Annotated in this window: 26 protein-coding genes; 19 read left to right on the forward strand and 7 right to left on the reverse strand. The window is 36.4% G+C overall.

All coding sequences use genetic code 11. The features are described from left to right. Positions 1–26: 26 nt before the first annotated feature. Positions 27–524 carry a molybdopterin-binding protein gene (locus BM211_RS00950; RefSeq protein WP_035429191.1) on the reverse strand — a complete coding sequence of 166 codons (498 nt, stop codon included), beginning with the start codon at positions 522–524 and terminating at the stop codon, positions 27–29. 153 nt (positions 525–677) lie between these two features. Here BM211_RS00950 and BM211_RS00955 point away from each other — a divergent pair, with 153 nt between their 5' ends. From BM211_RS00955 to pyc, 3 genes are all read left to right on the forward strand, one after another. Next, on the forward strand, positions 678–962 hold the full coding sequence (locus tag BM211_RS00955) for an Fpa/YlaN family protein (protein ID WP_035429190.1): 285 nt from the start codon (positions 678–680) through the stop codon (positions 960–962). A 140-nt stretch (positions 963–1,102) separates the two neighbouring features. After that, on the forward strand, positions 1,103–2,305 hold the full coding sequence (locus BM211_RS00960; protein ID WP_090994629.1) for an FtsW/RodA/SpoVE family cell cycle protein: 1,203 nt from the start codon (positions 1,103–1,105) through the stop codon (positions 2,303–2,305). 336 nt (positions 2,306–2,641) lie between these two features. Continuing rightward, on the forward strand, positions 2,642–6,088 hold the full coding sequence (pyc, locus tag BM211_RS00965) for a pyruvate carboxylase (protein ID WP_035429188.1): 3,447 nt from the start codon (positions 2,642–2,644) through the stop codon (positions 6,086–6,088). 99 nt (positions 6,089–6,187) lie between these two features. Here pyc and BM211_RS00970 read toward each other — a convergent pair whose 3' ends face one another. Beyond that, positions 6,188–7,135 carry a COX15/CtaA family protein gene (locus tag BM211_RS00970; protein WP_035429187.1) on the reverse strand — a complete coding sequence of 316 codons (948 nt, stop codon included), beginning with the start codon at positions 7,133–7,135 and terminating at the stop codon, positions 6,188–6,190. Positions 7,136–7,782: 647 nt separating this feature from the next. Between BM211_RS00970 and cyoE the strand changes: the two genes are divergently transcribed. From cyoE to ctaG, 6 genes are all read left to right on the forward strand, one after another. Further along, positions 7,783–8,706 carry a heme o synthase gene (cyoE, locus tag BM211_RS00975; RefSeq protein WP_035429186.1) on the forward strand — a complete coding sequence of 308 codons (924 nt, stop codon included), beginning with the start codon at positions 7,783–7,785 and terminating at the stop codon, positions 8,704–8,706. 92 nt (positions 8,707–8,798) lie between these two features. After that, complete coding sequence (gene coxB, locus BM211_RS00980) at positions 8,799–9,848, forward strand: cytochrome c oxidase subunit II (RefSeq protein WP_035429185.1); 1,050 nt, start codon at positions 8,799–8,801, stop codon at positions 9,846–9,848. A gap of 33 nt (positions 9,849–9,881) precedes the next feature. Further along, positions 9,882–11,744 (forward strand): cytochrome c oxidase subunit I, encoded by a 1,863-nt coding sequence (gene ctaD, locus BM211_RS00985; protein WP_035429184.1) that lies wholly within the window; start codon positions 9,882–9,884, stop codon positions 11,742–11,744. Beyond that, positions 11,744–12,367 (forward strand): cytochrome (ubi)quinol oxidase subunit III, encoded by a 624-nt coding sequence (locus BM211_RS00990; RefSeq protein WP_035429183.1) that lies wholly within the window; start codon positions 11,744–11,746, stop codon positions 12,365–12,367. Before ctaD ends, BM211_RS00990 begins: the two co-directional genes overlap by 1 nt. 3 nt (positions 12,368–12,370) lie before the next feature. Beyond that, a complete protein-coding gene (ctaF, locus tag BM211_RS00995; protein ID WP_035429182.1) occupies positions 12,371–12,709 on the forward strand; it encodes a cytochrome c oxidase subunit IVB in 339 nt (112 codons plus the stop codon). Positions 12,710–12,875: 166 nt separating this feature from the next. After that, entirely contained in the window at positions 12,876–13,796 is a 921-nt protein-coding gene (gene ctaG, locus BM211_RS01000) for a cytochrome c oxidase assembly factor CtaG (protein WP_035429181.1), read from the forward strand. A 32-nt stretch (positions 13,797–13,828) separates the two neighbouring features. Here ctaG and BM211_RS26645 read toward each other — a convergent pair whose 3' ends face one another. After that, positions 13,829–13,990: a hypothetical protein gene (locus BM211_RS26645; protein ID WP_218160776.1), complete on the reverse strand. Its 162-nt coding sequence runs from the start codon at positions 13,988–13,990 to the stop codon at positions 13,829–13,831. A 159-nt stretch (positions 13,991–14,149) separates the two neighbouring features. Further along, positions 14,150–14,515: a YugN family protein gene (locus BM211_RS01005; RefSeq protein WP_035429179.1), complete on the reverse strand. Its 366-nt coding sequence runs from the start codon at positions 14,513–14,515 to the stop codon at positions 14,150–14,152. 209 nt (positions 14,516–14,724) lie between these two features. Here BM211_RS01005 and BM211_RS01010 point away from each other — a divergent pair, with 209 nt between their 5' ends. The 6 genes from BM211_RS01010 to BM211_RS01035 all read left to right on the forward strand — a co-directional run bounded on the left by BM211_RS01010 (position 14,725) and on the right by BM211_RS01035 (position 18,162). Beyond that, positions 14,725–15,762: a CAP domain-containing protein gene (locus tag BM211_RS01010; protein ID WP_090994631.1), complete on the forward strand. Its 1,038-nt coding sequence runs from the start codon at positions 14,725–14,727 to the stop codon at positions 15,760–15,762. Positions 15,763–15,854: 92 nt separating this feature from the next. Beyond that, positions 15,855–16,268: a YlbD family protein gene (locus BM211_RS01015; RefSeq protein WP_035429176.1), complete on the forward strand. Its 414-nt coding sequence runs from the start codon at positions 15,855–15,857 to the stop codon at positions 16,266–16,268. Positions 16,269–16,279: 11 nt separating this feature from the next. Beyond that, on the forward strand, positions 16,280–16,525 hold the full coding sequence (locus tag BM211_RS01020; protein ID WP_035429175.1) for a YlbE-like family protein: 246 nt from the start codon (positions 16,280–16,282) through the stop codon (positions 16,523–16,525). A gap of 78 nt (positions 16,526–16,603) precedes the next feature. Further along, positions 16,604–17,176, forward strand: a complete 573-nt coding sequence (locus BM211_RS01025; RefSeq protein ID WP_035429174.1) for a histidine phosphatase family protein — start codon at positions 16,604–16,606, stop codon at positions 17,174–17,176. Between the two features lie 76 nt (positions 17,177–17,252). Further along, positions 17,253–17,705, forward strand: coding sequence for a YlbF/YmcA family competence regulator (locus tag BM211_RS01030; RefSeq protein WP_035429173.1), 453 nt, complete (start codon positions 17,253–17,255; stop codon positions 17,703–17,705). A gap of 181 nt (positions 17,706–17,886) precedes the next feature. Further along, positions 17,887–18,162: a YlbG family protein gene (locus BM211_RS01035; RefSeq protein ID WP_035429172.1), complete on the forward strand. Its 276-nt coding sequence runs from the start codon at positions 17,887–17,889 to the stop codon at positions 18,160–18,162. Positions 18,163–18,466: 304 nt separating this feature from the next. Here the strand turns inward: BM211_RS01035 and BM211_RS01040 are convergent, their stop codons facing one another. After that, positions 18,467–18,856, reverse strand: a complete 390-nt coding sequence (locus tag BM211_RS01040) for a DUF7147 family protein (RefSeq protein WP_035429171.1) — start codon at positions 18,854–18,856, stop codon at positions 18,467–18,469. Positions 18,857–19,393: 537 nt separating this feature from the next. Between BM211_RS01040 and rsmD the strand changes: the two genes are divergently transcribed. Further along, a complete protein-coding gene (gene rsmD, locus BM211_RS01050; RefSeq protein ID WP_035429169.1) occupies positions 19,394–19,969 on the forward strand; it encodes a 16S rRNA (guanine(966)-N(2))-methyltransferase RsmD in 576 nt (191 codons plus the stop codon). Next, a complete protein-coding gene (coaD, locus tag BM211_RS01055) occupies positions 19,957–20,445 on the forward strand; it encodes a pantetheine-phosphate adenylyltransferase (RefSeq protein WP_035429168.1) in 489 nt (162 codons plus the stop codon). Before rsmD ends, coaD begins: the two co-directional genes overlap by 13 nt. Here the strand turns inward: coaD and ylbJ are convergent. Then, on the reverse strand, positions 20,440–21,672 hold the full coding sequence (ylbJ, locus tag BM211_RS01060; protein ID WP_035429167.1) for a sporulation integral membrane protein YlbJ: 1,233 nt from the start codon (positions 21,670–21,672) through the stop codon (positions 20,440–20,442). The two genes, coaD and ylbJ, sit on opposite strands and share 6 nt — an antisense overlap. A 109-nt stretch (positions 21,673–21,781) precedes the next feature. Here ylbJ and BM211_RS01065 point away from each other — a divergent pair, with 109 nt between their 5' ends. Continuing rightward, entirely contained in the window at positions 21,782–22,573 is a 792-nt protein-coding gene (locus BM211_RS01065; protein WP_035429166.1) for a patatin-like phospholipase family protein, read from the forward strand. 46 nt (positions 22,574–22,619) lie between these two features. After that, positions 22,620–23,591 (forward strand): SepM family pheromone-processing serine protease, encoded by a 972-nt coding sequence (locus BM211_RS01070; RefSeq protein WP_371261853.1) that lies wholly within the window; start codon positions 22,620–22,622, stop codon positions 23,589–23,591. A gap of 130 nt (positions 23,592–23,721) precedes the next feature. Here the strand turns inward: BM211_RS01070 and BM211_RS01075 are convergent, their stop codons facing one another. Further along, positions 23,722–24,963 carry a nucleotidyltransferase gene (locus BM211_RS01075; RefSeq protein ID WP_090994635.1) on the reverse strand — a complete coding sequence of 414 codons (1,242 nt, stop codon included), beginning with the start codon at positions 24,961–24,963 and terminating at the stop codon, positions 23,722–23,724. Between the last annotated feature and the right edge of the window lie 89 nt (positions 24,964–25,052).

The following is a 25,052-nucleotide window of genomic DNA, read 5'->3' on the forward strand; positions in this document are numbered from 1 at the left end:
GCTCTCCCACTAATAGAAGATTCATTTTATACAATAGTAAATTTTCGAATATATCGAACAGGATTATTGACATTAGAGCCATCACCGAAATAAAGGTGAACAGGGCCATCTTCTTTTAGTGGCTTTCCATTACTAGAAAAACCGAGAATGGCATCTTTTGCTTCGTGTATTGAAATCGTTGTAATACCAGATTCGGTATGGATTTCTACATGTGTTGCGTCATTAGACATTTCTGCGTTTTTTAAAAAGGGTAAAAAAGGTATGCCGAATGTTCCCGTAATAATTTTCTCCTTTTCGAACCTGGCAACGCTTTTATTAACAGGTGGAAAAATAGCTCCTTCTTTAATTTCACGATCCCAATGCTTGGACGCTTCTTTCGTATATTGTGCTAACTCGCTTATTTCTTCTTTTGGAGTTGTAAAGTATGTTGTTAAGTCGACTTTTCGATCATCAAAAATCCAGACACTTGGATCAATTGTAATTGGAAAGCGGACATTTCCGTTAATAAATAAGATTTCAGTCATTATAGTTCCCCCATTTGTCTTATACTCCCACTTTTCAGTATAATAGGACTAGGTACAATTGTCACAGAAAATGTTTCTATTGCAATTTATGAAAACTATCGCTAATATTAATAGATAGGATAGGAGAGTAGGACGGAAACGGAGGGAACCAAATTGGCGTCTGAGACAGTAACAAATCATCAGGAAAAGGCACTTGCCCTTCTACAAGCTGATGCAGAAAAAATATTAAAACTTATTAAGGTGCAAATGGACCACCTTACGATGCCACAGTGTCCATTATATGAAGAGGTACTTGATACACAAATGTTTGGCTTATCCCGTGAAGTTGATTTTGCGGTTCGTCTTGGTCTTATTGTGGAAGAGCAAGGTAAGGAAATTTTAGGAGAATTAGAACGCGAGTTATCGGCGTTGCATGATGCTTTTACAAACAAACAATAATAGCTGGTTCAAATAAAAAGCTCAAACTGAATCAGTTTGAGCTTTTTTTGTGAAAAAAACGATTTTTCCTGAAAAAGCAGGAAGAATACAAATAGATATGGAATACAACTGTAAAAAAGAAGAGAGAAAGAGGATTTTGAATGAAAAGAGTCTGGAAGTCCATAGATTATTCTTTAGTGCTTCCTCTTGTTATTGTATGCGTGCTCGGCGTCATTATGGTGTATAGTGCTAGTTCTATTGTTGCGATTACAAAATATTATCCAAAATACGGATGGACGAGCGATCACTTTTTTCGGTCACAGTTAAAAGCGATGTTAATTGGGACAGTTGGATTGATTGTTATTATGTCTATTCCTTTTCAGGTGTGGCGAAAGCGCATTATTACTGTTTTAATTGTTGTTGTTAGCATTGGTATGCTATTAATAGTTTTAAAATGGGGAACTGTTGTGAATCATGCGAAATCGTGGGTGTTTGGTGTACAGCCATCGGAATTTGTTAAATTAGGGATTATCATTGTATTAGCCCGTTTTTATGCAAAAAAACAAGCGACTGATGGACCGATTTGGCATGGTGCTGGTCGAGTGTTTCTTTTTTTGTTCATTTCAATTTGTTTAATTTTGAAACAGCCTGACTTAGGAACAACGTTATTAATTATGTCAACGATTGGGATCATGACGTTCTGTTCAGGGGTACCAGTTCAAGTTTGGCTAAAACGAATTGCTCTTACATCAATTATATGGCTTCCGCTCGGATATTTCATAGGGAAAACTGTTTTAACACCTGTTCAAATCGCGCGGTTCACTACATTTTGGAATCCGTTTGGAGATGCGCAAGGGAAAGGGTTTCAATTAGTTAATTCGTTTGTTGGAATTGCTTCTGGTGGTATAGGTGGTAGAGGATTAGGAAATAGCATTCAAAAGTATGGATATTTACCAGAGCCGCATACAGACTTCATCATGGCAATTGTATCTGAGGAACTCGGGTTTATTGGAGTGGCAATTATTTTAATAGGTTTACTAGTCATTGTCGTTCGTGCTTTTCGAATTGCTCAAAAATGTAAAGATCCTTTTGGGAGTTTACTTGCAATTGGAATTGGTAGCATGATTGGAGTGCAATCTATTGTAAACTTAGGTGGGATTACGGGAATTATGCCACTTACTGGTGTGCCGTTACCATTTGTTAGTTTTGGTGGTACTTCTTTAGTGTCAACTCTAGCTGCTATGGGAGTCTTATTAAATGTAGCTAGTTTTGTAAAACAGCAAGAAAAAAGAGAGCAGCAAGAGCGAGAACAACAACAACAACAACAACCTAAACAAGAGAGACATCTTGTTGTTGTAAAATAAAGAAGCTTTGTACATTTGTACAAAGCTTCTTTTATTTCCATGGATTTTGGAAAAAAAGATGATTATTTTATTATTTTACAATAAAGAGTATGTCACATATAGATAAATGTGTTCTACAAAAAGGTTGGTTGCTTCTTTCGTTTTATGCTATACTAATTTTGTCGGATAATATAGACAGAGTGCTTATCATTTGTAGAAAAATGAGGTATGATGAATAAAAATAAGCTGAAGCTTGCACGCAGTGAAAAAGTAATGCTGGAAGTGAAGTACTTACTCCCACTAAATCGGGACAGGTTTATAGCGTTATGAATGGTAGGAAAATAGAGGGGGAAAATCATGAAAAAGTTGCAACGCATTCAAAAAGTATTAGTAGCTAACCGCGGCGAAATTGCGATTCGTGTGTTTCGTGCTTGTACAGAATTAGGACTACGCACAGTTGCGATTTACTCGAAAGAAGATAGCGGTTCATATCATCGCTATAAAGCAGATGAAGCGTATTTGGTAGGAGAAGGAAAAAAACCAATTGATGCATATCTTGATATTGAGGGTATTATTGAAATTGCTAAAAGTAATCATATTGATGCAATTCATCCGGGATACGGATTTTTGTCAGAAAATATCCAATTTGCAAAACGTTGCGAAGAAGAGGGAATTATTTTTATCGGTCCAAAGAGTAAGCATTTAGACATGTTTGGAGATAAAGTAAAGGCAAGAACGCAAGCGCAATTGGCGAATATCCCTGTTATTCCTGGTAGTGATGGTCCTATAAATGCACTTGAAGAAGTAGAAGAGTTTGCTAAAAAGCATAATTACCCAATTATTATTAAAGCAGCTCTTGGTGGCGGTGGCCGCGGGATGCGGATTGTACGAACTGCAGACGAATTAAAGGAAGCGTATGATCGTGCGAAATCCGAGGCGAAGGCGGCATTTGGGAACGATGAAGTATATGTTGAAAAATTTGTTGAAAATCCTAAACATATTGAAGTACAAATATTAGCAGATGAACATGGGAATATCGTTCATCTATATGAGCGTGATTGTTCTGTACAGCGCAGGCATCAAAAAGTTGTAGAAGTAGCACCAAGTGTGTCTCTTCCAGTTGAACTGCGCGATCGTATTTGTGAGGCGGCAGTTCAATTAACGAAAAATGTTAATTATGTGAACGCGGGGACAGTTGAGTTTCTTGTAAGAGGAAATGAATTCTATTTCATTGAAGTGAATCCACGTGTCCAAGTAGAACATACAATTACAGAAATGATTACAGGTATTGATATCGTTCAATCACAAATTTTAATTGCGGACGGATATGCTCTGCATAGTGAAAAAATAAGTATTCCAAAACAAAAAGATATTATTACACATGGATTTGCAATTCAATCCCGTGTGACAACAGAAGATCCGCTTAATAATTTCATGCCAGATACGGGGAAAATTATGGCGTATCGTTCTGGTGGCGGTTTTGGGGTTCGTTTAGATACAGGAAATAGCTTCCAAGGTGCAGTTATTACACCATATTATGACTCATTACTTGTAAAAGTAACAACTTGGGCATTAACGTTTGAACAAGCGGCAGCTAAAATGGAACGTAACTTAAAAGAATTCCGTATTCGGGGCATTAAAACTAACATTCCATTTTTAGAAAATGTTGTGAAACACCGAAACTTTTTATCTGGAGAATATGATACATCATTTATCGATTCCTCACCGGAACTATTCGTATTTCCAAAGCGAAAAGACCGTGGTACAAAAATGCTATCGTATATTGGCACGGTAACAGTAAATGGATTCCCTGGAGTAGGGAGACAAGAAAAACCGATTTTTGCAGAAGCGCGCATTCCAAACATAAAACATTCTGAACCAATTCTAACTGGTACGAAGCAAATTTTAGATGAGCGTGGAGCAAATGGATTAGTAAAATGGGTTCAAGAACAAAAGCAAGTTTTATTAACTGATACTACATTTCGCGATGCACATCAATCGTTATTAGCGACACGTATTCGTACACAAGAGTTGAACCAAATTGCTGAACCAACAGCAAGAATGTTACCGAATTTATTTTCAGCAGAAATGTGGGGCGGAGCAACATTTGATGTCGCGTATCGTTTCTTAAAAGAAGATCCGTGGGAACGTTTATTACAATTACGTGAGAGTATGCCAAATGTATTATTCCAAATGCTTCTTCGTGCATCAAATGCAGTAGGATATAAAAATTATCCAGATAACTTAATTCAAATGTTTGTGGAATGTTCTGCGCAGGCGGGTATTGATGTATTCCGTATTTTTGATAGCTTAAACTGGGTAGAAGGTATGCGTGTTGCAATTGATGCTGTGCGTCAAAACGGTAAAATTGCAGAGGCAACAATGTGCTACACAGGTGATATCCATGATCCAATGCGCAGTAAATATGATTTAAATTACTATAAAAACTTAGCAAAAGAGTTAGAAGCATCTGGTGCTCATATTTTAGGGATTAAAGATATGGCAGGGTTATTAAAACCAAATGCAGCATACGACCTAATATCCGCATTAAAAGAAACGGTATCGATTCCAGTGCATCTTCATACGCATGATACGAGTGGAAATGGTGTATTAACATATGTGAAAGCAATTGAAGCTGGTGTTGATATTGTAGATGTTGCGGTAAGTTCTATGGCCGGTTTAACATCTCAGCCAAGCGCTAATACATTGTTCTATGCATTGGAAGGAAACGAAAGACAACCGAATGTGGATGTGAATTCGTTAGAGAAACTCTCTCATTATTGGGAAGATGTTCGTAAATATTATTCTTCATTTGAAAGTGGAATGAATGCACCGCATACAGAAGTGTACATGCATGAAATGCCAGGCGGTCAATACAGTAATCTACAGCAACAGGCGAAAGCTGTCGGATTAGGAGATCGTTTTGATGAAGTGAAAGTAATGTATCGCCGCGTTAATGATATGTTCGGTGATATCGTGAAAGTAACGCCATCATCAAAGGTAGTCGGTGATATGGCTCTATTTATGGTGCAAAATCATTTAACAGAGAAAGATATTTATGAGCGTGGTCATGCATTAGATTTCCCAGGGTCAGTTGTCGAAATGTTCTCGGGTGATCTTGGACAACCGTTTGGTGGTTTCCCTAAAGAGTTACAAGAGATTATTCTAAAAGGAAAAGAGCCTTTAACAGTAAGACCAGGTGAATTATTAGAGCCAATCGACTTTGAAGCATTAAAAGAAGAATTATTCCATAAACTCGGTCGTGAAGTAACGATGTTTGATATTGTAGCGTATGCGTTATATCCGAAAGTATTTATGGATTATCAAAAAACTGCAGAGCGATATGGAAATATTTCCGTTCTTGATACACCGACATTCTTCTATGGAATGAGACTTGGTGAGGAAATTGGTGTGGAAATTGAACGCGGTAAAACGTTAATTGTAAAATTAATTTCGATTGGAGAACCACAATTAGATGGTACACGTGTTATCTATTTTGAATTTAATGGACAGCCTCGTGAAATTGTTGTAAAAGATGAAAGTGTTAAAGCAACTGTTTCGCAACGAGTGAAAGGGAATCGTGAAAATCCAAGTCATATTAATGCAACAATGCCGGGAACTGTAATTAAAGTGGTGGTAAAAGAAGAAGAGCTAGTGAAAAAAGGTGATACCATGGCAATTACAGAAGCGATGAAAATGGAAACAACTGTACAAGCTCCATTTACTGGCACGGTGAAAAAAGTGTATGTGAAAGACGGAGAGGCAATTCAAACAGGTGATTTGCTGATTGAATTAGAGCAATAAAATAAGGCTATCACTTGAATTTTGAAAATAATAAAGAGCTGCTTTAGTGCAGCTCTTTTTCTTTTTTGAAAATAATAACTTGCCGAAAGAGACAAGTTATTATGATAGTTTTGTTTGTTTAGTAGTACGGTTTATTTCTGTTTTTTTCATGTTGGTTTTACTGCGTGTTCCTAGTATAACTAAATAGCATAATACAGCAAATAAACATGATATAAAGAGCGAGTGAAGAAGTGACATTGCTAAGCTTGCGTCTGTGTATACAACTAAAATACCAACGATTGCTTGACATGTTACAAGAATAAAAGCTGTAATCCACCCATAACATATAACCTTTTGTTGTTTATAATGCCTAATAGCTATCATCATGGCATATAAAACCCAAGCGAAAATTAACATAGCAGCGATCCGATGCCCCATTTGTACCCATTCATGATATTGCGTGGGTAGAGGGCTGTTTTTACTGCATAATGGGAAAATCGGACAGGCCAAGCTTGCGTGCTCATGCCGTACTAATGCTCCTGTATAGACAACAAGGTAACTGTAAATTGTTACACCATAAATGTGAAATTTCATCTTTTTATCAATAACAAGTGAATAGGCATCAAATTTCTTATCGATTTCAAAAATGAGAAGTGTTAATAAAATAACAGCAGCAAATGAAATAAGGGAAATACCGAAATGAATTGCTAGTACAGCCGGAACTTGCCCCCATACAACCGCAGCAGCGCCCATTAGCGCTTGCGCTATTAAAAACACGAAAGATAAAATAGCAAGTGCTTTTGTTTCACGAACGTGTCCATAATATTTCCAAGATAAGATACATAGCAATGTAACGAGAATTCCTGCAGAACCGGAAGTGAGGCGGTGACTTAGCTCAATAATTGTTTCCATTGATAAATTCGAAGGAACTAATTCTCCATTACATAGCGGCCAGGATTTACCGCAGCCTTGTCCAGAGCCAGTTTTAGTAACTAATGCCCCGCCAAGAAGAACAAATAATAAATCAAGACTTGTAATGACTGCTAACCATTTTATAAAGCGTTGCAATCCTTTTCACCAGCTTTCAATTTCAAAGTTATTGTGCAATATTTTAATAAAATAAAGTGAAACTTCCCTCGCTGTTGTTTTTCATCCTTACCAAGGGTTAGTTAAACTAATTTGGCGCATACGAGTAGTTCCCAACCGATATACTATATGTCTTCAGAATATTAAGGTGGAGTCCTTACTACTTGTAGATAGCCATACATGTTATAGAAACAGAAATGCACTACAGTCCTATGATATATAAAATCTGATAAAATAGCAAAGGGGACAGAAAATGTGACGAGAAGAAAAAAAATCATTAACATTTTGAACATAAATTGCTAATTTTATCAAAAAAAAGTGAGTTTTATAAATAAATAAGCGGAAATACATGCGGAATTTGACAAAATAGTTTATTATAAAAGAGAATTACGTTCTATGATTGATGAAGGAGTAGGAAACTTATTGAGTTATAGACACAAAAAGTTCATGTTTTCTTCACAATTTCTTCATGAAATATGTTTTAATATATTCGAGCGAGAAGTGTATATTAATAGTGAAACCATAAAACAACATTTCTACTGTAATAATATTGCTATATAAAAGCGCGATGTTTTATTTTAAGTAAATGGACAAAAGAAAGATGGAAGTTTTAAGAGGGGGTTAAAGTGATGAACCATGCAACAAGTGAACTGCATGATGAGTCAGCTGTAACAATTGTACCGGAAACAACACGTGTACAAGATTTATTAGCGCTCGTTAAGATGGGGATTGTAAATTCCAATACACTTACTGTATTTACAGGCATTTGGTTAGCTTTACATTTCAATGGATTGAATGTTGTGGACCATCTAGATAAAATGTTTTTTACAATCGTCGGCTCTGCTTTAATTATGGCGGGGGCATGTAGCTTAAATAACTATATTGACCGCGATATTGATCATTTAATGGAACGAACAAAAAATCGTCCAACAGTAACAGGAAAATATAAACCTGGATTCGCATTAACATTAGGTATTACAATTTCGCTTCTAGGCTTTGTATTTTTACTATTTACAACACCGATGGCAGCATTTATTGGTTTTATTGGTTTCTTTACGTATGTTGTTCTGTATTCATTATGGACAAAGCGAAAATATACGTTAAATACAGTAGTAGGTAGTGTATCAGGTGCAGTACCGCCTTTAATCGGTTGGGCAGCTGTTGATCCAAGTTTGAGTAATCCTATTCCTTGGATGCTATTCTTAATTATGTTTGTTTGGCAAATTCCACATTTCCTCGCACTTGCGATGAAACGTGTTGAAGAATATCGCAATGCAGGTATTCCAATGCTTCCTGTTGCGCATGGATTTGATATTACAAAGCGTCAAATTATGATTTGGACAGTATGTTTATTACCACTGCCATTTTATATGAGTGCACTTGGAGTAACATTTATGGTAATTGCAACATTGCTTAACATCGGTTGGATCGTTTTAGGGTTTTATGGCTTCCGAAAGAAAGATGACATCAAATGGTCCGTGCAAATGTTTGTATACTCCTTAAATTACTTAACAATCTTATTTATTTCAATGATTGTTGTAACTTTCTTCTAAGACAACGACATGAGGGGATTTCTTTACGTTGAGATTTACTTTACTTACTATAAAGTACAATCTAAATAACAAAGAAAGTGGGGGTTGTTTGCATGAAGAAACAGTGGCGATTGCTTTCGCTCGTTTCACTAGTGGCTTTACTGTTAGGGGGATGCGGTAAAGCCTTTCAATCTACTTTGATACCACAAGGTGAAGTAGCAAAAATGCAATATGATTTATTGTTATTAGCTAGCGCAATCATGATTGGTGTTGTTCTTGTTGTTACGATTATTTTCTTGTATGTAATTGTTCGTTTCCGCCAAAGGAAAGGACAGGAAAATTATATTCCAAAGCAAGTAGAAGGAAATCACAAGCTAGAAATTATATGGACAGTCATTCCGATTTTACTTTTATTGGTGTTAGCTGTCCCTACTGTTACATATACGTTTAAACTTGCTGACGTTAGTGGAATGGAGAAAAAGAATATTGATAAAGATACAATCGTTGTTGATGTAACAGCGAATCTTTATTGGTGGGAATTTTCTTACAATAATGAAAAATTAGTAACTTCGCAAGATTTAGTCATCCCTACAGGTAAAAAAGTGTATTTAAATTTAAAAGGTTCTGATATCAAACACTCATTTTGGGTGCCATCTTTAGCTGGAAAAATGGATACAAATCCAGATAATGTAAACAAAATGTGGATTAAAGCGGATAAAGAAGGCACATATAATGGTTTTTGTGCAGAATTTTGTGGCCCATCGCATGCTTTAATGCAATTTAAAGTGAAAGCTCTTAATGAAAGCGAGTACAAAAAATGGGTTGCTAGTATGAAAGAATTAGATGGTAAGAAAGCTGTTGCTTCCACGCAAGAGCAAGATGGAAAACAAATTTTTGAAAAGAGTTGTATGGGTTGTCATGCAGTTGGATCAAATGATAGCAGACCACCTTCTGCACGTATCGCACCTAATTTAGCAAATTTTGCAGATCGTGATTTGGTTGCGGGAATTGCTGAAAATAATGAACAAAACGTAAAAAAATGGTTAAAAGACCCTGAAAGCATGAAACCAGGAAATAAAATGACTGGAAAATACGGTAATCTTACTGATGATCAAGTAGAGGCATTAAATGCTTACTTGAAAACATTAAAAGTTGAAAAGTAACGAGAAACTATTTGCGAAGGGGAGGTTGAAAACGTGAGTTCTGTAGCAAAGAAACAGGGAGTTGGCTCTGTAATTTGGGATTATTTAACGACAGTAGACCATAAAAAGATTGCCATTCTCTATTTAATTGCAGGTGGGTTATTTTTTATCATCGGTGGAATAGAAGCAATATTTATTCGGTATCAGTTAGCGTTTCCAAACAATGACTTTCTTGTTGGAGATGCATACAATCAAGTGTTAACAATGCATGGAACAACAATGATTTTCTTAGCAGCAATGCCGCTTGTGTTTGCGGTGATGAACGCAGCTGTACCACTCCAAATCGGCGCACGCGATGTTGCGTTTCCATTTATTAATGCACTTGGATTTTGGCTGTTTTTCTTTGGTGGTGTATTTTTAAATTTAAGTTGGTTTTTAGGCGGGGCACCTGACGCAGGATGGACATCATATGCATCGTTATCACTCGCATCAAAAGGACACGGCATCGATTTCTATGTTCTCGGCTTGCAAATTTCAGGTATTGGAACATTAATAGGCGGGATTAACTTCCTGGTTACCATTATTAATATGCGTGCACCTGGAATGACATATATGCGTATGCCGATGTTTACATGGACGACATTTGTAACATCTGCACTTATTTTATTTGCATTTCCTCCGCTTACAGTCGGTTTAGCTTTATTAATGTTAGATCGCTTATTTGGAACAGGCTTTTTTAATCCAGCTTTAGGAGGAAATACGATAATATGGGAGCATTTATTTTGGATCTTCGGTCATCCAGAGGTATATATTCTTATACTCCCAGTTTTCGGAATATTCTCAGAAATATTTGCGACATTCTCTAAAAAACGATTATTCGGATATTCATCTATGGTATTTGCAACGGTATTAATTGGATTTTTAGGATTCATGGTGTGGGCGCATCATATGTTCACGGTGGGTCTTGGACCGGTAGCAAATGCCATTTTTTCTGTAGCTACAATGGCAATTGCAGTTCCGACAGGGATTAAAATTTTTAACTGGCTCTTTACGATGTGGGGCGGAAGTATTCGCTTTACAACGCCAATGATGTGGGCTGTTGCTTTCATCCCATCATTTGTTATGGGGGGTGTGACAGGGGTTATGCTTGCGTCTGCTCCTGCTGATTATCAGTTTCATGATAATTACTTCGTTGTCGCTCACTTCCATTACGTAATTGTTGGTGGAGTTGTGTTTGGATTATTTGCGGGGGCTCATTATTATTGGCCGCTTATGTTTAATAAAATGTTAGATGAGACACTTGGTAAAATTACGTTTTGGTTGTTCTTTATTGGTTTTCATTTAACGTTCTTTATTCAGCACTTCCTTGGTTTAATCGGTATGCCGCGTCGATATTTTACGTATTTGCCAGGACAAGGATTAGAAACTGGAAACTTAATTAGTTCAATAGGCGCAGTATTTATGGCTCTTGGAACAATTGTGCTTTTGGTTAATGTTGTGAAAACATCTTTTTCCAAAAAGCAGGCGGGCCGCGATCCTTGGGATGGCCGCACGCTAGAATGGTCAATTCCGACGCCGACACCTGAATATAATTTCAAACAATTACCGTTTGTGCGTGGCTTAGACCCATTATGGATTGAAAAACGGGAAGGAAAAAATGAGATGACACCAGCAGAGCCGGTTGGTGACATTCATATGCCAAATGCATCTTTCTTACCGTTTGTAATTTCATTAGGCTTATTTATCGCAGCATTTGGAGCGATGTATATGCAAGGTGGAAAAGAGAAAATGTGGTTAGTGGTAGCGATTGTTGGTCTTATTATCACGTTTGGAGCGATGTTCTTCCGATCTGTAATTGATGATCATGGATACCACATTCATAAAGAAGATTTAGATGATAAAGGGGGCAAGGCGTAATGCATGCAGAGGAAAAATTAACAAATGAAACCTTTCCAGCAGAGCCTGAAAAAGCAACCCTTGAAGGAAAGAATAAATTTATTGGGTTTTGGTTGTTTTTAGGAGGCGAAACGGTACTGTTTGCTTCCTTGTTTGGAACATATTTAGCGTTGAAAAATTCAACTAACGGCGGTCCAACGTCACAAGAAATGTTTCAAATGCCGCTTGTGTTTATTATGACAATGCTTCTTTTAACGAGTAGTTTAACGAGTGTATATGCAATGTACCATATGAAAAATTTTAATTTTAAACAAATGCAGCTTTGGCTTATTATTACGATCTTACTTGGGCTTGGCTTTTTAGGTTTTGAGATTTATGAGTTCACTCATTATACTCATGAATTTAAGCATACAATGAAAAGTAGTGCATTTGGTTCTGCATTTTATGCATTAGTTGGTACGCATGGATTACACGTTTTATTTGGATTACTTTGGATTTTAACTCTAGTGGTTCGTAATGCGAAGCGTGGTTTGAATTTATACAATGCTCCAAAGTTTTACGTCGCATCAATTTACTGGCATTTTATCGACGTAGTTTGGGTGTTTATTTTCACTGTAGTATATTTAATGGGAATGGTGGGATAAACAATGGCGATAAAACAAACAAATATAAATAACCCTAAAGTGGATCTTGCTTATCGCAGAAAAAAAAGTGCAGAAGAAATGAAGCATCAAGTCGTTACTTTCGGATTAATGATTTTTTTGACAATGATCTCGTTTGTAGCAGTTGCATATCCAAAAACATTTAGTCCGCTTTTTTCTGTACCATTTATTTTACTGTTAGCTGCCGTACAAGTTATTTTTCAATTGTATTATTTTATGCATATGAGCCATAAGGGACATGAGGCTCCGGCATTTTTCTTGTATGGTGGTTTGCTAGTTGGATTATTAACGATTTTAGCGTTTATGACAATTGTTTGGGTTTAAAAAATGAAAGGAGATTGAGGAGGTTTATCAATCTCCTTTTATTTATCCCGCTATTCGTGGGAGATAACTGCTGGCATGCACCGATTGGTTCAACTAATAATCAGTGGGGGATGAAAAAACTCCCACTGATTAAAGTTTCACTTTATGAAAGGTAGGGTGTCAAAAAATGAACAACTTATGGATATTTGGTTTTGAAGCATTGTGGAGCCCAATCTTTTTTCTTTTTATACTAGCTGTCGTGATTAGCTATTTTTTTATAATTGGAAAGTATCGAAATCGTTTTCCGAACGGAGAGAAAGTAAGTAAGCGAAAAATCATTTGTTTTACAAGTGGTATGTTCCTCTTATATTTTGTTAAAGGAGGCCCAATTGATTTACTTGGACATATTGTATTTAGTGCACATATGTTAGAAATGGCAATTATGTATATTGCTGTGCCGCCATTATTATTACTAGGGTTACCAAACTGGTTGTTTGAGTATATCACATCATTTCGATGGATTCGTATCATGTTACGCATATGGGCAAATCCTATTATCGCATTAATTGTTTTTAATGGGTTATTTTCGATGTATCATTTACCAATTGTGTTTGATGCGGTAAAACAGAGTCAAATAGGACATCCAATTGTTCTTGCTGTACTGTTTTTTGTGGCAATTATGTTATGGTGGCCGATGTTTAATCCGTTATCACAATATCAAACATTAAGTGAAATTAAAAAGATTGGTTATATGTTTGCTAATGGGATGCTATTAACACCGGCTTGTGCGCTTATTATTTTTGCTAATGAGCCGTTATTTGTGACATATACAGATCCAAGTGCATGGATGAAGGCAATGGAACTTTGCGTGCCAGCTGGAACATTATCTAACCTAAATATTACAGGTCCTGATTTCTTACATTGGCTTCCTGTTTTGGAGGATCAGAAAACAGGAGGGATTATCATGAAGGTTATTCAAGAAGTTGTATATGGGACAGTGATTGGGTATGTTTTCTTCTCGTGGGCGCGTAAAGAACGGAAAAAGGATGCTGAACAAATACATGCATTACCCCCGTATTTACAAGCTCAAGCTGAAAGCAAGCTCTAACCAAGTAGGCTTACTGCCCACGAATAACGAGGTTAATTTACTAAACAAAAAGAAGGTGTATCATTGTGTATACCTTCTTTTTGTTTATATAAATCCATTTTAATTTTTCGATATCTTTGTCTAGCTTTGCCTTCTAAGCCCTCATGTTTAAACAGTTGGAGTTGGATCAGCTGCTGCTGTGCAACATACAACATGATCGCTATTTGCTTGCTCCCTTTGTTTTAAACCCCGCATGTGGCAGGAAAAGGCCCTAACCGCTTCTATGCATGACCAGATGCTCTCGCCCCCCTAAAAGAAAAGGGTTTTATGTCGTTTTTTACCTTGTATATAGTGAAACTCGTAGAAGGTTTTCTTTATTCTGTAATCGCCAAACCTTGCAACTCTTTTTCGATATTTTGAAGTAACTGTTCGCTTTTTTGAAGAACGTTTTTTGGGAAATTTTCATTTTCTCCATATTCCACGCCGTGTGGATAATAATGTTTACCTAAAAGAGGTTTTAATAATTTAATATGGGCATGTCGACGCCCGATGTCTCCTTCTGTTGCAAAACCTTGTATACGTAAATAATACACATCATTTAGCATTTCAAATTTATAGTCGTATGTAACTCGCTCGTAATCCCATTGCCCAGCTAGTACAAAGTGATGATTGTCCATTACTTCAGTAAGAAGTGTGAAGTCAACAATTACGCCTTCAAGTTTCGTATTTGCAAATTGCATGAAATTGCCCCCTTATTATAAACATAGTATCGCTTGAATTTATAATAGTACGAATAGTGAGAAAACGCAATTCATATAGAGAGAAAAGGGGGAATGTCTGATTTTATAATAGAAATATGATATAGTGAACATAGTGTGGTACACACAAAATGGAAAAAAGTTTTGTTTGTGTATACCTCAATTTCATGGTTATTCAGGAGGTATATAATTTGAAAAAGTTGTTTCGTATTATAGTAATTATTTTTCTTATTTTAGCAATCGATCTATACGGGAAATTACTCGTTTCTCAATATATATTTCAATCACCTCAATTAAAAAAAGAGCATAAGATTGTGAAAATCAAAAAAGAAAAAGAGATTAAAGGGGTACCAGATACGATTCCAGAGTTACTTGGTAGGGATTCTGAAATTTTATTAGCGAATTGGGATGAACCAGCGCGAATTGAACCATCTGCATATGGTTATGAATGGTGGATATATAATAAAGACCAATCGCAATATGTGCAGTTTGGAGTTAAAGAGCATAAAATTGTTACGATTTATGTTGGCGGAGAGAAAGTAAATATTTCGCCATTTCATATTGGGGAAACATATGAAGATATTTATAAGAAAAATCCGTTTTCACATGAAATTTCACTTAAAATGGGAAGAAATAGCTATCAATTCGAATTATCTGATGTTGAACTAATAGAACAACCACTCGTTTCTATAGAAGATGGCTGGGCGCAATTATATTTTGATCATTTTACACATAAACTTGTTGGTGTTCGTTATATGGATGATGAGACGTTAATTAAACAAAAACCGTATCAACTCGTTTCTTCTGGAGAATTAACGAATCCACAGCCATTATCGCCAGAACTAATGAAACAAGTTGAACAAGGGAATGCGCAGCAAATTTTAGATTTAACAAATGTCATTCGAAGTCGTTACCATATTCCATTATTAGCATGGGATCAACAAACGGCAGCAGTAGCATTTGAGCACAGTAAAGACATGAAAGATAACAACTATTTTTCTCATGATTCACCTTCGTTTGGTACATTAGGAGATCGTTTGCAAAAAGGAAATGTATCATTTCAGTTAGCCGGAGAAAACATTGCGGCGCAGCATAGTGATGCAATCGCAGCGATTCAAGGATGGTTAAATAGTGAGGGGCATCGAAAGAATTTACTAAACGAACAATTTACCGGTTTAGGGATTGGCGTGTATGATAAATTTTATACGCAAAATTTTATTCAGAAGTAGGGTGTATGGATTGCCTAAAAATAGGCGAACCATGCGCCTTTTTTTTCTTACAATATAGTAAAAAGATACATCTGATGGGGTGGGTGATTGTGATGACAACAGTGAAAGGAGATTTACATCCTTCTATCCAAAAGTTCAAAGAGTTTGTACGTCAGCATCCAAAGATGGTTCATGACGTTCGAAATGGAAAGAAATCATGGCAACAGTTTTACGAAGAATGGTATTTACTTGGAGAAGAAGATGGCGTATGGAATTACTACAAAGTAAACGGAGAGGTTGTTCCTCCTTCTGTACAAGAAGAGAGCGGAGAAAAGTCAGGGGACTTTATGGGACAAATGGCGTCGTTTTTTAAAAAAATAGATGTGGAACAGGTGCAGCAACATTTAGTGAATATGACTACAGCTATTGGAAGTGTACAGCAGGTTATTCAACAGTTTCAAGGGAACCAGACAACAAAACAACAGCGCAATTCTGAAAATAATCCGTTTTTCTTTCAAAAAGATTAGGAGGAAGAGTGATGAGATCAGAACTCATCGAATTTATAAAGTCGAATGAAGATTTACAGAAATATATTCGTGAGCAACCGCATTGGTATCGGAAACTTTCTAGAAATCCAAGTGAAAAAGAAGCATTTGAATTAGCAGCTATGCAATATTTTAAAAAGACGATCCCAGATAAGGTAGAAAAGTTTCAAAATCAATTATCCGTTGCTTCTCTTATGATAGACATGTTTCAATATATGAAACAGCAAAATGTTAATTGATTAGGAGTAAAAACTGTGTCCGTCATGCGAAACTTTTGTTACAATAAAAAAATGGATTATAGAAAAAGGAGTTATAGCATGACGGAAATTTGTTTAGTACGACATGGACAAACTGATTGGAATTTTCAAGAAATCATTCAAGGAAGAGAAGATATTCCTTTAAATGAAATTGGGAAAAAACAAGCAAGTCAAAGTGCTGCAGCTTTAAAAGCTGAATCATGGGATATCATTGTTAGTAGTCCGCTAGTAAGAGCATACGAAACCGCACAAGCTATTGCTAATGCGGTGAAAATAGACACAATTCACCTTGATGAACGTTTTATGGAAAGAAATTTTGGAGTAGCATCAGGAAAACCGGTTGCTGAAGTTAGACAGTTTATTACAGATGGTAACGTAGAAGGAATGGAAACGGATCAAGAAATTGTGGAGCGGTGTTTTGCAGCATTAAAAGATGTTGCCCAAAAATATATGGGAAAACGTATAATTATTGTTGCACATTCTCATGCAATTAAAGCAATGTTACACGCTATTTCTCCAGAAGAAATTACATTTCAAACACCATTACAAAATGCATGTATTAGTTATGTGAGAGAAATGGAAGGAACATGGGAAGTTGTGAAGTACAATATTGCTGAACATATTTGTTTGTAATTTATATCTGAATAAAGTCATAGAATTAGTAGTTCTGCTATAAATGTGATATGATTAATATTCGGAGGTGTCTCTCATGATTGTAGCGACGCTAGAGAGCGTAATGATTTTAGACAAGTCTGAACAACTTGCAAAGGCTGTTGTTCTTTCAGATATAGCAGAGCAATACCGCAAGTGCTACCGCATATTGCAACAAGATTCGGAAGTACAAATGCTAATAGGGCAATTTTCAGCAATGAAAGAGCGTTATGAAGAAGTGCAGCGTTTTGGAAAATATCATCCTGACTATACAACCGTATCGAAACAAATGCGGGAGTTAAAACGAGCAGTAGATTTGCATGAAAAAATAGCTGCTTTTAAAAAAGCAGAAAATGATTTGCAAAAGTTATTGGATGAGATAAGTGTAATTATGGGAGCTGAAATCTCTCCTGCTATTAAGGTTCCGACAGGCAATCCGTTTTTTGATGCAGGTGGTTGTGGAGGCGGTTGTGGCTCTGGAGGTAGTTGTGGGTGTAAAAAAACGGGGTAATCTGCCCCGTTTTTTAGAATATAGAAGAAAAAGGACTACAAGAAATGGCTTCCGTTTTTTAAATATTTGAAAAATGATAACGAAATCTTTGTATGTGGAGGCCTAATACCCGTTAATACGGGATGAATTTCTGTGGCTTATTGTAAAATAAATGAATGATATTAAATAAAAGGAGAACATTATGTTTGGGCAACGACAAAGTATGATTGTCTATCTAAATTCCTTAAAGAATGCTAAAATTTTAAGGAAATATGGAAACATTCATTACATATCGAAACGGTTTAAATATGCTGTTGTATATTGTGATATGGAGCAATTAGAACATCTGATGCAAAAATTAAATAAACTTCCGTTTGTAAAAAAAATCGAGCCATCTTATCGGCCGTTTTTAAAAACGGAGTTCGAAAATTCCAGACCAGATCGTGCAAAAGAGTATGATTACAATAAGATGGATTAAAAGCCCGCCAAAATTTTGGTGGGCTTTTTGTATTTTTTACTTTATCCCGCTATTCGTGGGCAGTAATACTCCCGCCTCAAAATTCAGCAAAAGCATTGTTCTAGGATCTCCGGCCGTTTCACTCCCTCGGACGAGGCAAAAAAGCGCCTCGTCCGAGGGGCGTGGGCGTCCTGCGATTCTGGGCGAGCCACTTCCGCTTTTCTTAAGAAGTTAGGCGGGAGATAAACTGCTCATCAAAGCCCGATTTGTGAGGGCTAATAATCAGTGGGGGATGAAGAAAATCCCCACTGATTAAAGTTTCACTTTATTGCATCGGTGGAATAAAATGATTCATTCGTAAAATACCGATGAGATGATTAAAGTATAGTTCGGTTTCTGGAAATATAGTAGATGGTTTTACAGTAAAAGACACTACTTTTTTTCCGATTTGTTCAGCCGTTTCTTCAAATAAAGTAATTCGTTTGCTTTTTTTATCTGTTAATACAGGGATCCCTTCTCGACATATGTATAAAGGTTGGAAATCGCCTACTGTCGTGGGTTGAAGAACAACGACGAGAGAGCATACAGCTTTGTCGCTTTTCGAAGTATTAAATTGTAGCATATGCGCTACGCGATGTTTGTTTACTTTTGCAATTTCGAGTAGTTCGTATAAATCGGAGTATCCCTCTCCTAGTTCAATAAAACGTTGAATCATGTCTTTTCCTCCTCTTTCTTTTACTGTATCATTTCATTTTCAAAATGAAAAGAAGACAAAGAAAAAACCCTGCCGAAGCAGGGCCCTTCTTATACTAGTATGACTAGCAAGAAGGCAAAGGGAGAGGAGAAACCGGAGGAAGAACTTATGGGGAAACGTAAGTCTTCTCCGCGGTTGGCAACAACATCGAAGGTGATGTTGTTATATTTATTTATCCCCAAACTGTATGAAGATATACATTGCAAAATTAAATTTTCTCTTTTCCTTTTTATTTTTCTTTCGAATGTTTTATGATAGGATAAAAAAGGTGCATATACATAAAGTGAAACTTTCATCAGTGGAGGTATTACTGCCCACGAGTAGCGGGGTATAGTTGTACTTACACAAAATGATTTATATGAACATTTGTTATATGAATCCATTTTGATTTTTCGACATATAGATTGCAGTCAGATGCTCTTACCCACCTGAAAAGAATGGTTTTATGTCGTTTTTTAATTTGGATTGATATAGAAAGAGATAAGGTAGTGAAAAATTATGAGAGTAGTTTCAGGAAAGTGTAAAGGTCATCCTTTAAAAGCTGTACCAGGTAATACAACACGGCCGACAACAGATAAGGTGAAAGAGGCTATTTTTAATATTATCGGTCCGTATTTTGATGGTGGTTTAGCTCTTGATTTGTTTGGCGGGAGTGGAGGGCTTGGTATTGAGGCTCTTAGTAGAGGGATAGATAAAGCTATTTTTGTTGATCGTGATGGAAAAGCGATAAAGGTAATCCATCAAAATTTAGAAAGTTGCAAGTTAGAAGCGCAAGCTGAAGTATATAGAAATGATGCAGAACGTGCTGTAAAGGCGCTCGTGAAACGTGCGTTATCGTTCGATCTTGTACTGCTAGATCCGCCGTATAAAGATCAAAGGATTATTTCTTTAATCAGTATAATGGATCAGCATGATCTATTGAAAGAAGATGGAATCGTAATGGCTGAACATGGTGTAGATATAGACCTGCCTGAAACGATTGGTAGACTTGTGAAGGTAAGAGCTGAAAACTACGGTATTACAGCGATTTCGATTTATAAGTATGAAGGTGAGGGGACCGAATGGCAAGCATAGCGATTTCTTCGGGAAGTTTTGATCCAATTACCCTTGGACATTTAGATATTATTAAAAGGGGTGCAAAAGTTTTTGATGAAGTATATGTTGTTGTTTTAAATAATTCATCAAAAAAACCGCTTTTTACGGTAGAAGAGCGTTTAGAATTAATTCGCGAGGCGACAAAAGACATTCCGAATGTAAAGGTTGATTCGCATAGTGGATTATTAGTAGAGTATGCGAGAATGCGTAATGCGAATGCGATATTACGCGGTTTACGTGCGGTATCTGACTTTGAATATGAAATGCAAATTACATCTATGAATCGTAAATTGGAAGAGAATGTAGAAACATTTTTTATTATGACAAATAATCAATATTCTTTTTTAAGTTCAAGTATTGTAAAAGAGGTAGCTCGTTATGGTGGAAGTGTTTCTGGACTTGTTCCGCCAATTGTAGAACGTGCTTTAAAAGAGAAGTTTCAAACCCCGTTATGATGAACGGGGTTTTTTGTTATGAAAGAGACGGACAACGAGTAATAAAACGTATAAATATAAACAAAATAGTGTAAAGGCCGGACCAAACATAATAAGGGAATTCCAAGCTTTTGCAAACACGGTAGATTGTTCAGATAAAAAGACTGGAATATCGTATTGAGTAGGCGAAAAAGAATGTAATCTTTCATAAAGTGGTCCCCAAAATATGTATGTATAGATTGGAGCAAGGAAGCTTTGAATAATCCGTGCAAAAAAGTATGGTTTAAAACGGATATCCGTTTCTGCTAAAATACTGGCAACTTGAGCTTGAATAGAAAGACCGCTAAAAGCTAAGATAAAACTTGTCATCATAGCTTGTTGTAAAATAGAAGTGTGTTCTGTTTGACTAATCATTTGACTCCCAAGTGTCATTTCTAAAAGGCCGGATAAAATCGGGAAACTAAAATAAGGCGAAAGTTGAAATGCAGCTAATATTTGTTTCATAATATAAGCAAGGAAGGTTGTAATATGAAAAACGGTTAACATTTTATTTAAAACAGAGAATAAAATAATAAACCCGCCAATCATAAGTAATGTTTGAACAGAAGAAGAAATTGCATCACCGATTAATTTACCAATGGGGCGTTTTTCTTGTAATCGAGTGTTATGAAGAACTGAAAAAGCATGCCGCAACGGAATTGGCGGTGTATGTCTTTTTGCTTCTTTTTGCTTGCGATTATCTTGGTAAAAGCGCATGAGTAGTCCAACTGTGAAATTACTAACATAATGGGAGGCTGCTAAAATTATTCCTAATTTTGGGTTATCAAAAAAACCAATTGCTACAGCTCCAAAAATAAATAGTGGATTGGAAGAATTTGTGAAAGAGACGAGGCGTTCTGCTTCAATTTGTGTAAGTTGGTTTTCTTGACGTAACCGAGCGCTTAATTTTGCGCCTGCAGGGAAACCTGAGGCCATACCCATTGCCCATACAAAGCCTCCGATGCCAGGTACACGAAAGAGTGGACGCATCAAAGGTTCTAATAGCACCCCAATAAACTTTACAATTCCTAGTCCGATTAGAAGTTCCGCGATAATAAAAAAAGGTAGCAAGGAAGGAAATACAACTTCCCACCATATATTTAAGCCTCGAATAGATGATTGGAGTGCTGCTTGGGGATGGAGTACGAGAGAAATTGTAAGAAAAGAAACCGATATGGTGAGAAAGCCTGTTTTCCATTTTTCGTACATTTTATATCCCCCCCTTTGTCCCAAATGTTCATTTCAGTATACGAGGATACATAGTGAAATTAGACCATAAGTATAAAAAGAGAGTGAAAAATTTTTGAGGGTGAAGAAGATGAATGAACCGAAAATTGGATTAGCGCTTGGGTCAGGTGGTGCAAAAGGATTTGCACATGTTGGTGTTATTAAAGTACTACGAGAAGCCAATATACCTATTCATATGATTGCAGGAAGCAGTATGGGGGCACTAATAGGTACGTTTTATGCAGCAGGATGTAATGTGGACCGTTTGTATCGTTTAGCAACAGTATTTAAGCGGAAGTACTATTTGGACTTTACTGTACCCAAAATGGGATTTATTACTGGAAAACGTGTAAAAGATATGATTAAAATGTTTACATATAATAAAAAATTAGAAGAGTTAGACATTCCAACAGCGGTTGTAGCAACTGATATTTTAAATGGTGAAAAGGTTGTCTTTACAAAAGGTTCTATTGCAGATGCTGTTAGGGCAAGTATATCTGTGCCCGGTATATTTGTTCCTGAGAAAATAAATGGAAGGCTGCTCGTTGATGGAGGAGTGATTGATCGTATTCCAGTATCAGTAGTAAGAACATTAGGGGCTGATATTGTGATTGCTGTTGATGTATCCCCTATTAAGGTCAATGGGGAAGTTACATCCATTTATGATGTCATTATGCAAAGTATCGAAATTATGCAACATGAGCTTGTAGTAAATAGACAAATTGCATCAGATCTTATGATGCATCCAGCTGTAGAACAGTTTAGTTCGCGATCCTTTACGAATATAGAAGATATCATTCGTGTCGGTGAAGAAGAAGCAAAGCAGCACATTCAAACAATTTACACATTGATTGAGCAGTGGAAGGAGAAAAAAGATGTTTAAAAAGTTTCGGTATTTATATGCACTACTTATTGGAGTAATTATCGCGATGCTAATCGTGTTTGTCCCTCTGCCATACTATATTACAAAACCAGGCATGGCAGAGAAATTAGAGCCGTATGTAAAAGTTGAGGGAGGAAATAAAGAGAAAGGGGATTTTATGCTCGTAACAGTTTCGATGGGGCGAGCAAATGTTGTGAATTATCTTTCTGCTAAATTTAACAAATATAACGAAATATTTAAGAAGGAAGAAATTTTAAGAAAAGGTGAAAGTGATGAAGAATATCAATTTCGCCAAGTATATGCAATGAAAGAGTCACAAGATGCGGCTATTTATAATGCGTATAAAAAAGCAAATGCCTCTGTTACGTTTGAAAATCAAGGTGTGCTTGTAGTTGGAATTGCAAATGATATGCCAGCTGCTGGAAAATTAAAACTTGGCGATCGGATTCTTGCTGTTGATGGTCAATCATTGCAAACGGCAGAGCAGTTTATTGCCTATATGAAAACAAAAAAACAAAATGATGAAGTAAGCGTTAAATATGTGCGTGAAAATAAAGAACAGGAAGACAAATTTGTACTAAAGCCAATTCCAGAAGATAAAAACCGCGCTGGTATGGGAGTTTCTATTATTTCAGATAAGAAGCTTACAGTAAGTCCTAATGTGAAAATTGATGCGCATAAGATTGGAGGACCTTCTGCTGGTCTTATGTTTACGTTAGAAATTTATAATCAGCTCGTGAAAGAAGATACAACAAAAGGTCACGAAATAGCTGGAACTGGAACGATCAATGAAAAAGGAGAAGTCGGTCCAATTGGAGGTATTTCTCTAAAAGTAGTTGCAGCACATAATGCGGGTGCAGAAGTATTCTTCGCACCAAATGAGAATGGAAAAGAGAATTCAAACTATAAAGAGGCAGTGAAAACAGCTAAAGATATAAACACAAAAATGAAAATTATACCTGTAGATACGTTAGATGATGCCTTAATGTATTTAGATAAAATGTCAGAAAAAAAGTAATCCTCTCGTTTAAGAGAGGATTTTTTTTCGTGCTATTTTCAGACAGTGAAAGATTAAACACGGAAAGCTGAGAGATTCACTTTATCCCGCTATTCGTGGGCAATAAGCCCCCACTTATGGAAGTTTCACTTTATAAAAATACGTGTTGCACTTCGTCATATCGGATAGGGTGCTGCGTTATATCTCGTTTTATCATTTCACCGCAAAGGGTTCCTTGTAAAATAGAGAAATAAGTAGCGCTTGCTTTTCGGTCTAAATCTAAAAGAGGATGCTGAAACGTTTTTGTATGAGAAAGCAATGGAAGTGTTATTTGCTTTTTCTTTGCTGATATATACGCTTGTCCTTTTTGGGACATGCCGAGCAAACGAATATATTGTGCGTGTTGTTCTACACGGACTTTGTGCATCTCTTCTTTTGTTGTGTTGGTTAAAATATGTGTGCAAATGCGCTGTAATCGTGTCCATGTGTAACGTTTTGTTTTTAATATTTCCATAAACTTTGCGAATGAAGTAGCTTCTTGAATAGATGATAAAATCCGATGTTCCAACCCTTCCTCTACTTCATATATATTTTGTAATTGCGATGGTGACATTGTTAGGAGTTTATATTTTAGCAAGTGAAAATAATGCTCCCAATTATGTAATAGGTGATAGGAATGTGTATATTGCTCTAAAAGTAATTTTGTCACTTTTGGAACAAAGGGAATAATTGCTGGAAAAGTTTCTGGATCATTAAATAATTGCTTGCGAATGCTCGTTGCGCTAGCGATTCGTTCATCTTGAAATGTTTCGTCATGATAATGCGAAGCAAAGCGCTTAATTGTACTCGCTTTCATTGAACTCTTTTGCCCGATAATTGCTTCTATGTAATGCATTCCTAAAATATTATTAGGCTCTGAAATGTCGATAGTATCTATGTTTTTTTGTAAGGATGCAAATGCCTCAGAAGTTGCTTTCGCATAGCTCATTCCTGTTTTTAAGTATTGTTGTACGAGGGAATGAAATGCGTCTTGCTCAGCTTGACGTAAAGTGATCGTATTGTAGAAATGATCAATATTACCACTTTCACTCCCAAAGCAAACCTCAGAGACGCAAAGAGCATCTAATATTGAAATAGCACCGTTTGCAAATGTTTCAGCTTTTTGCGTTGCGAAGGCATATGGAAGTTCGACAATAATGTCCGCGCCATTTGCTAAGGCCATTTGTGTTCGCGCCCATTTTGAAATGAGAGCCGGTTCCCCGCGCTGCAAAAAAGGTCCGCTCATAACAGCGATGATAATATCTGTCTTTGTTAACTTTTTGGTTTGTTGCATATGATAAGCATGACCATTGTGAAATGGATTATATTCAACAACAATGCCGCTAGCTTTTATAATAATCTCCCCTTTCGGTGTAGCATCTTTTTCTAAAACATGATAATCTATATATTATTTCCTATAATGACTTCATTATAGTGTAAAGA

Source organism: Bacillus sp. 491mf (assembly GCF_900112415.1).
Lineage (GTDB): Bacteria > Bacillota > Bacilli > Bacillales > Bacillaceae_G > Bacillus_A.

Excerpts from the sequence above, each read along its gene's own strand:
- BM211_RS00950 (WP_035429191.1), bottom strand. The coding sequence starts at position 524 with ATGACTGAAATCTTATTTATTAACGGAAATGTCCGCTTTCCAATTACA.
- coxB (WP_035429185.1), top strand. The coding sequence starts at position 8,799 with ATGAAGAAACAGTGGCGATTGCTTTCGCTCGTTTCACTAGTGGCTTTA.
- ylbJ (WP_035429167.1), bottom strand. The coding sequence starts at position 21,672 with ATGTACGAAAAATGGAAAACAGGCTTTCTCACCATATCGGTTTCTTTT.
- BM211_RS01070 (WP_371261853.1), top strand. The coding sequence starts at position 22,620 with ATGCTAATCGTGTTTGTCCCTCTGCCATACTATATTACAAAACCAGGC.
- BM211_RS00960 (WP_090994629.1), top strand. The coding sequence starts at position 1,103 with ATGAAAAGAGTCTGGAAGTCCATAGATTATTCTTTAGTGCTTCCTCTT.
- BM211_RS01065 (WP_035429166.1), top strand. The coding sequence starts at position 21,782 with ATGAATGAACCGAAAATTGGATTAGCGCTTGGGTCAGGTGGTGCAAAA.
- BM211_RS01015 (WP_035429176.1), top strand. The coding sequence starts at position 15,855 with ATGACAACAGTGAAAGGAGATTTACATCCTTCTATCCAAAAGTTCAAA.
- BM211_RS01040 (WP_035429171.1), bottom strand. The coding sequence starts at position 18,856 with ATGATTCAACGTTTTATTGAACTAGGAGAGGGATACTCCGATTTATAC.
- ctaG (WP_035429181.1), top strand. The coding sequence starts at position 12,876 with ATGAACAACTTATGGATATTTGGTTTTGAAGCATTGTGGAGCCCAATC.
- BM211_RS01020 (WP_035429175.1), top strand. The coding sequence starts at position 16,280 with ATGAGATCAGAACTCATCGAATTTATAAAGTCGAATGAAGATTTACAG.
- BM211_RS01030 (WP_035429173.1), top strand. The coding sequence starts at position 17,253 with ATGATTGTAGCGACGCTAGAGAGCGTAATGATTTTAGACAAGTCTGAA.
- ctaF (WP_035429182.1), top strand. The coding sequence starts at position 12,371 with ATGGCGATAAAACAAACAAATATAAATAACCCTAAAGTGGATCTTGCT.
- BM211_RS00990 (WP_035429183.1), top strand. The coding sequence starts at position 11,744 with ATGCATGCAGAGGAAAAATTAACAAATGAAACCTTTCCAGCAGAGCCT.
- BM211_RS01025 (WP_035429174.1), top strand. The coding sequence starts at position 16,604 with ATGACGGAAATTTGTTTAGTACGACATGGACAAACTGATTGGAATTTT.
- coaD (WP_035429168.1), top strand. The coding sequence starts at position 19,957 with ATGGCAAGCATAGCGATTTCTTCGGGAAGTTTTGATCCAATTACCCTT.
- cyoE (WP_035429186.1), top strand. The coding sequence starts at position 7,783 with ATGAACCATGCAACAAGTGAACTGCATGATGAGTCAGCTGTAACAATT.
- BM211_RS01005 (WP_035429179.1), bottom strand. The coding sequence starts at position 14,515 with ATGCAATTTGCAAATACGAAACTTGAAGGCGTAATTGTTGACTTCACA.
- pyc (WP_035429188.1), top strand. The coding sequence starts at position 2,642 with ATGAAAAAGTTGCAACGCATTCAAAAAGTATTAGTAGCTAACCGCGGC.
- BM211_RS26645 (WP_218160776.1), bottom strand. The coding sequence starts at position 13,990 with ATGTTGTATGTTGCACAGCAGCAGCTGATCCAACTCCAACTGTTTAAA.
- rsmD (WP_035429169.1), top strand. The coding sequence starts at position 19,394 with ATGAGAGTAGTTTCAGGAAAGTGTAAAGGTCATCCTTTAAAAGCTGTA.
- BM211_RS01035 (WP_035429172.1), top strand. The coding sequence starts at position 17,887 with ATGTTTGGGCAACGACAAAGTATGATTGTCTATCTAAATTCCTTAAAG.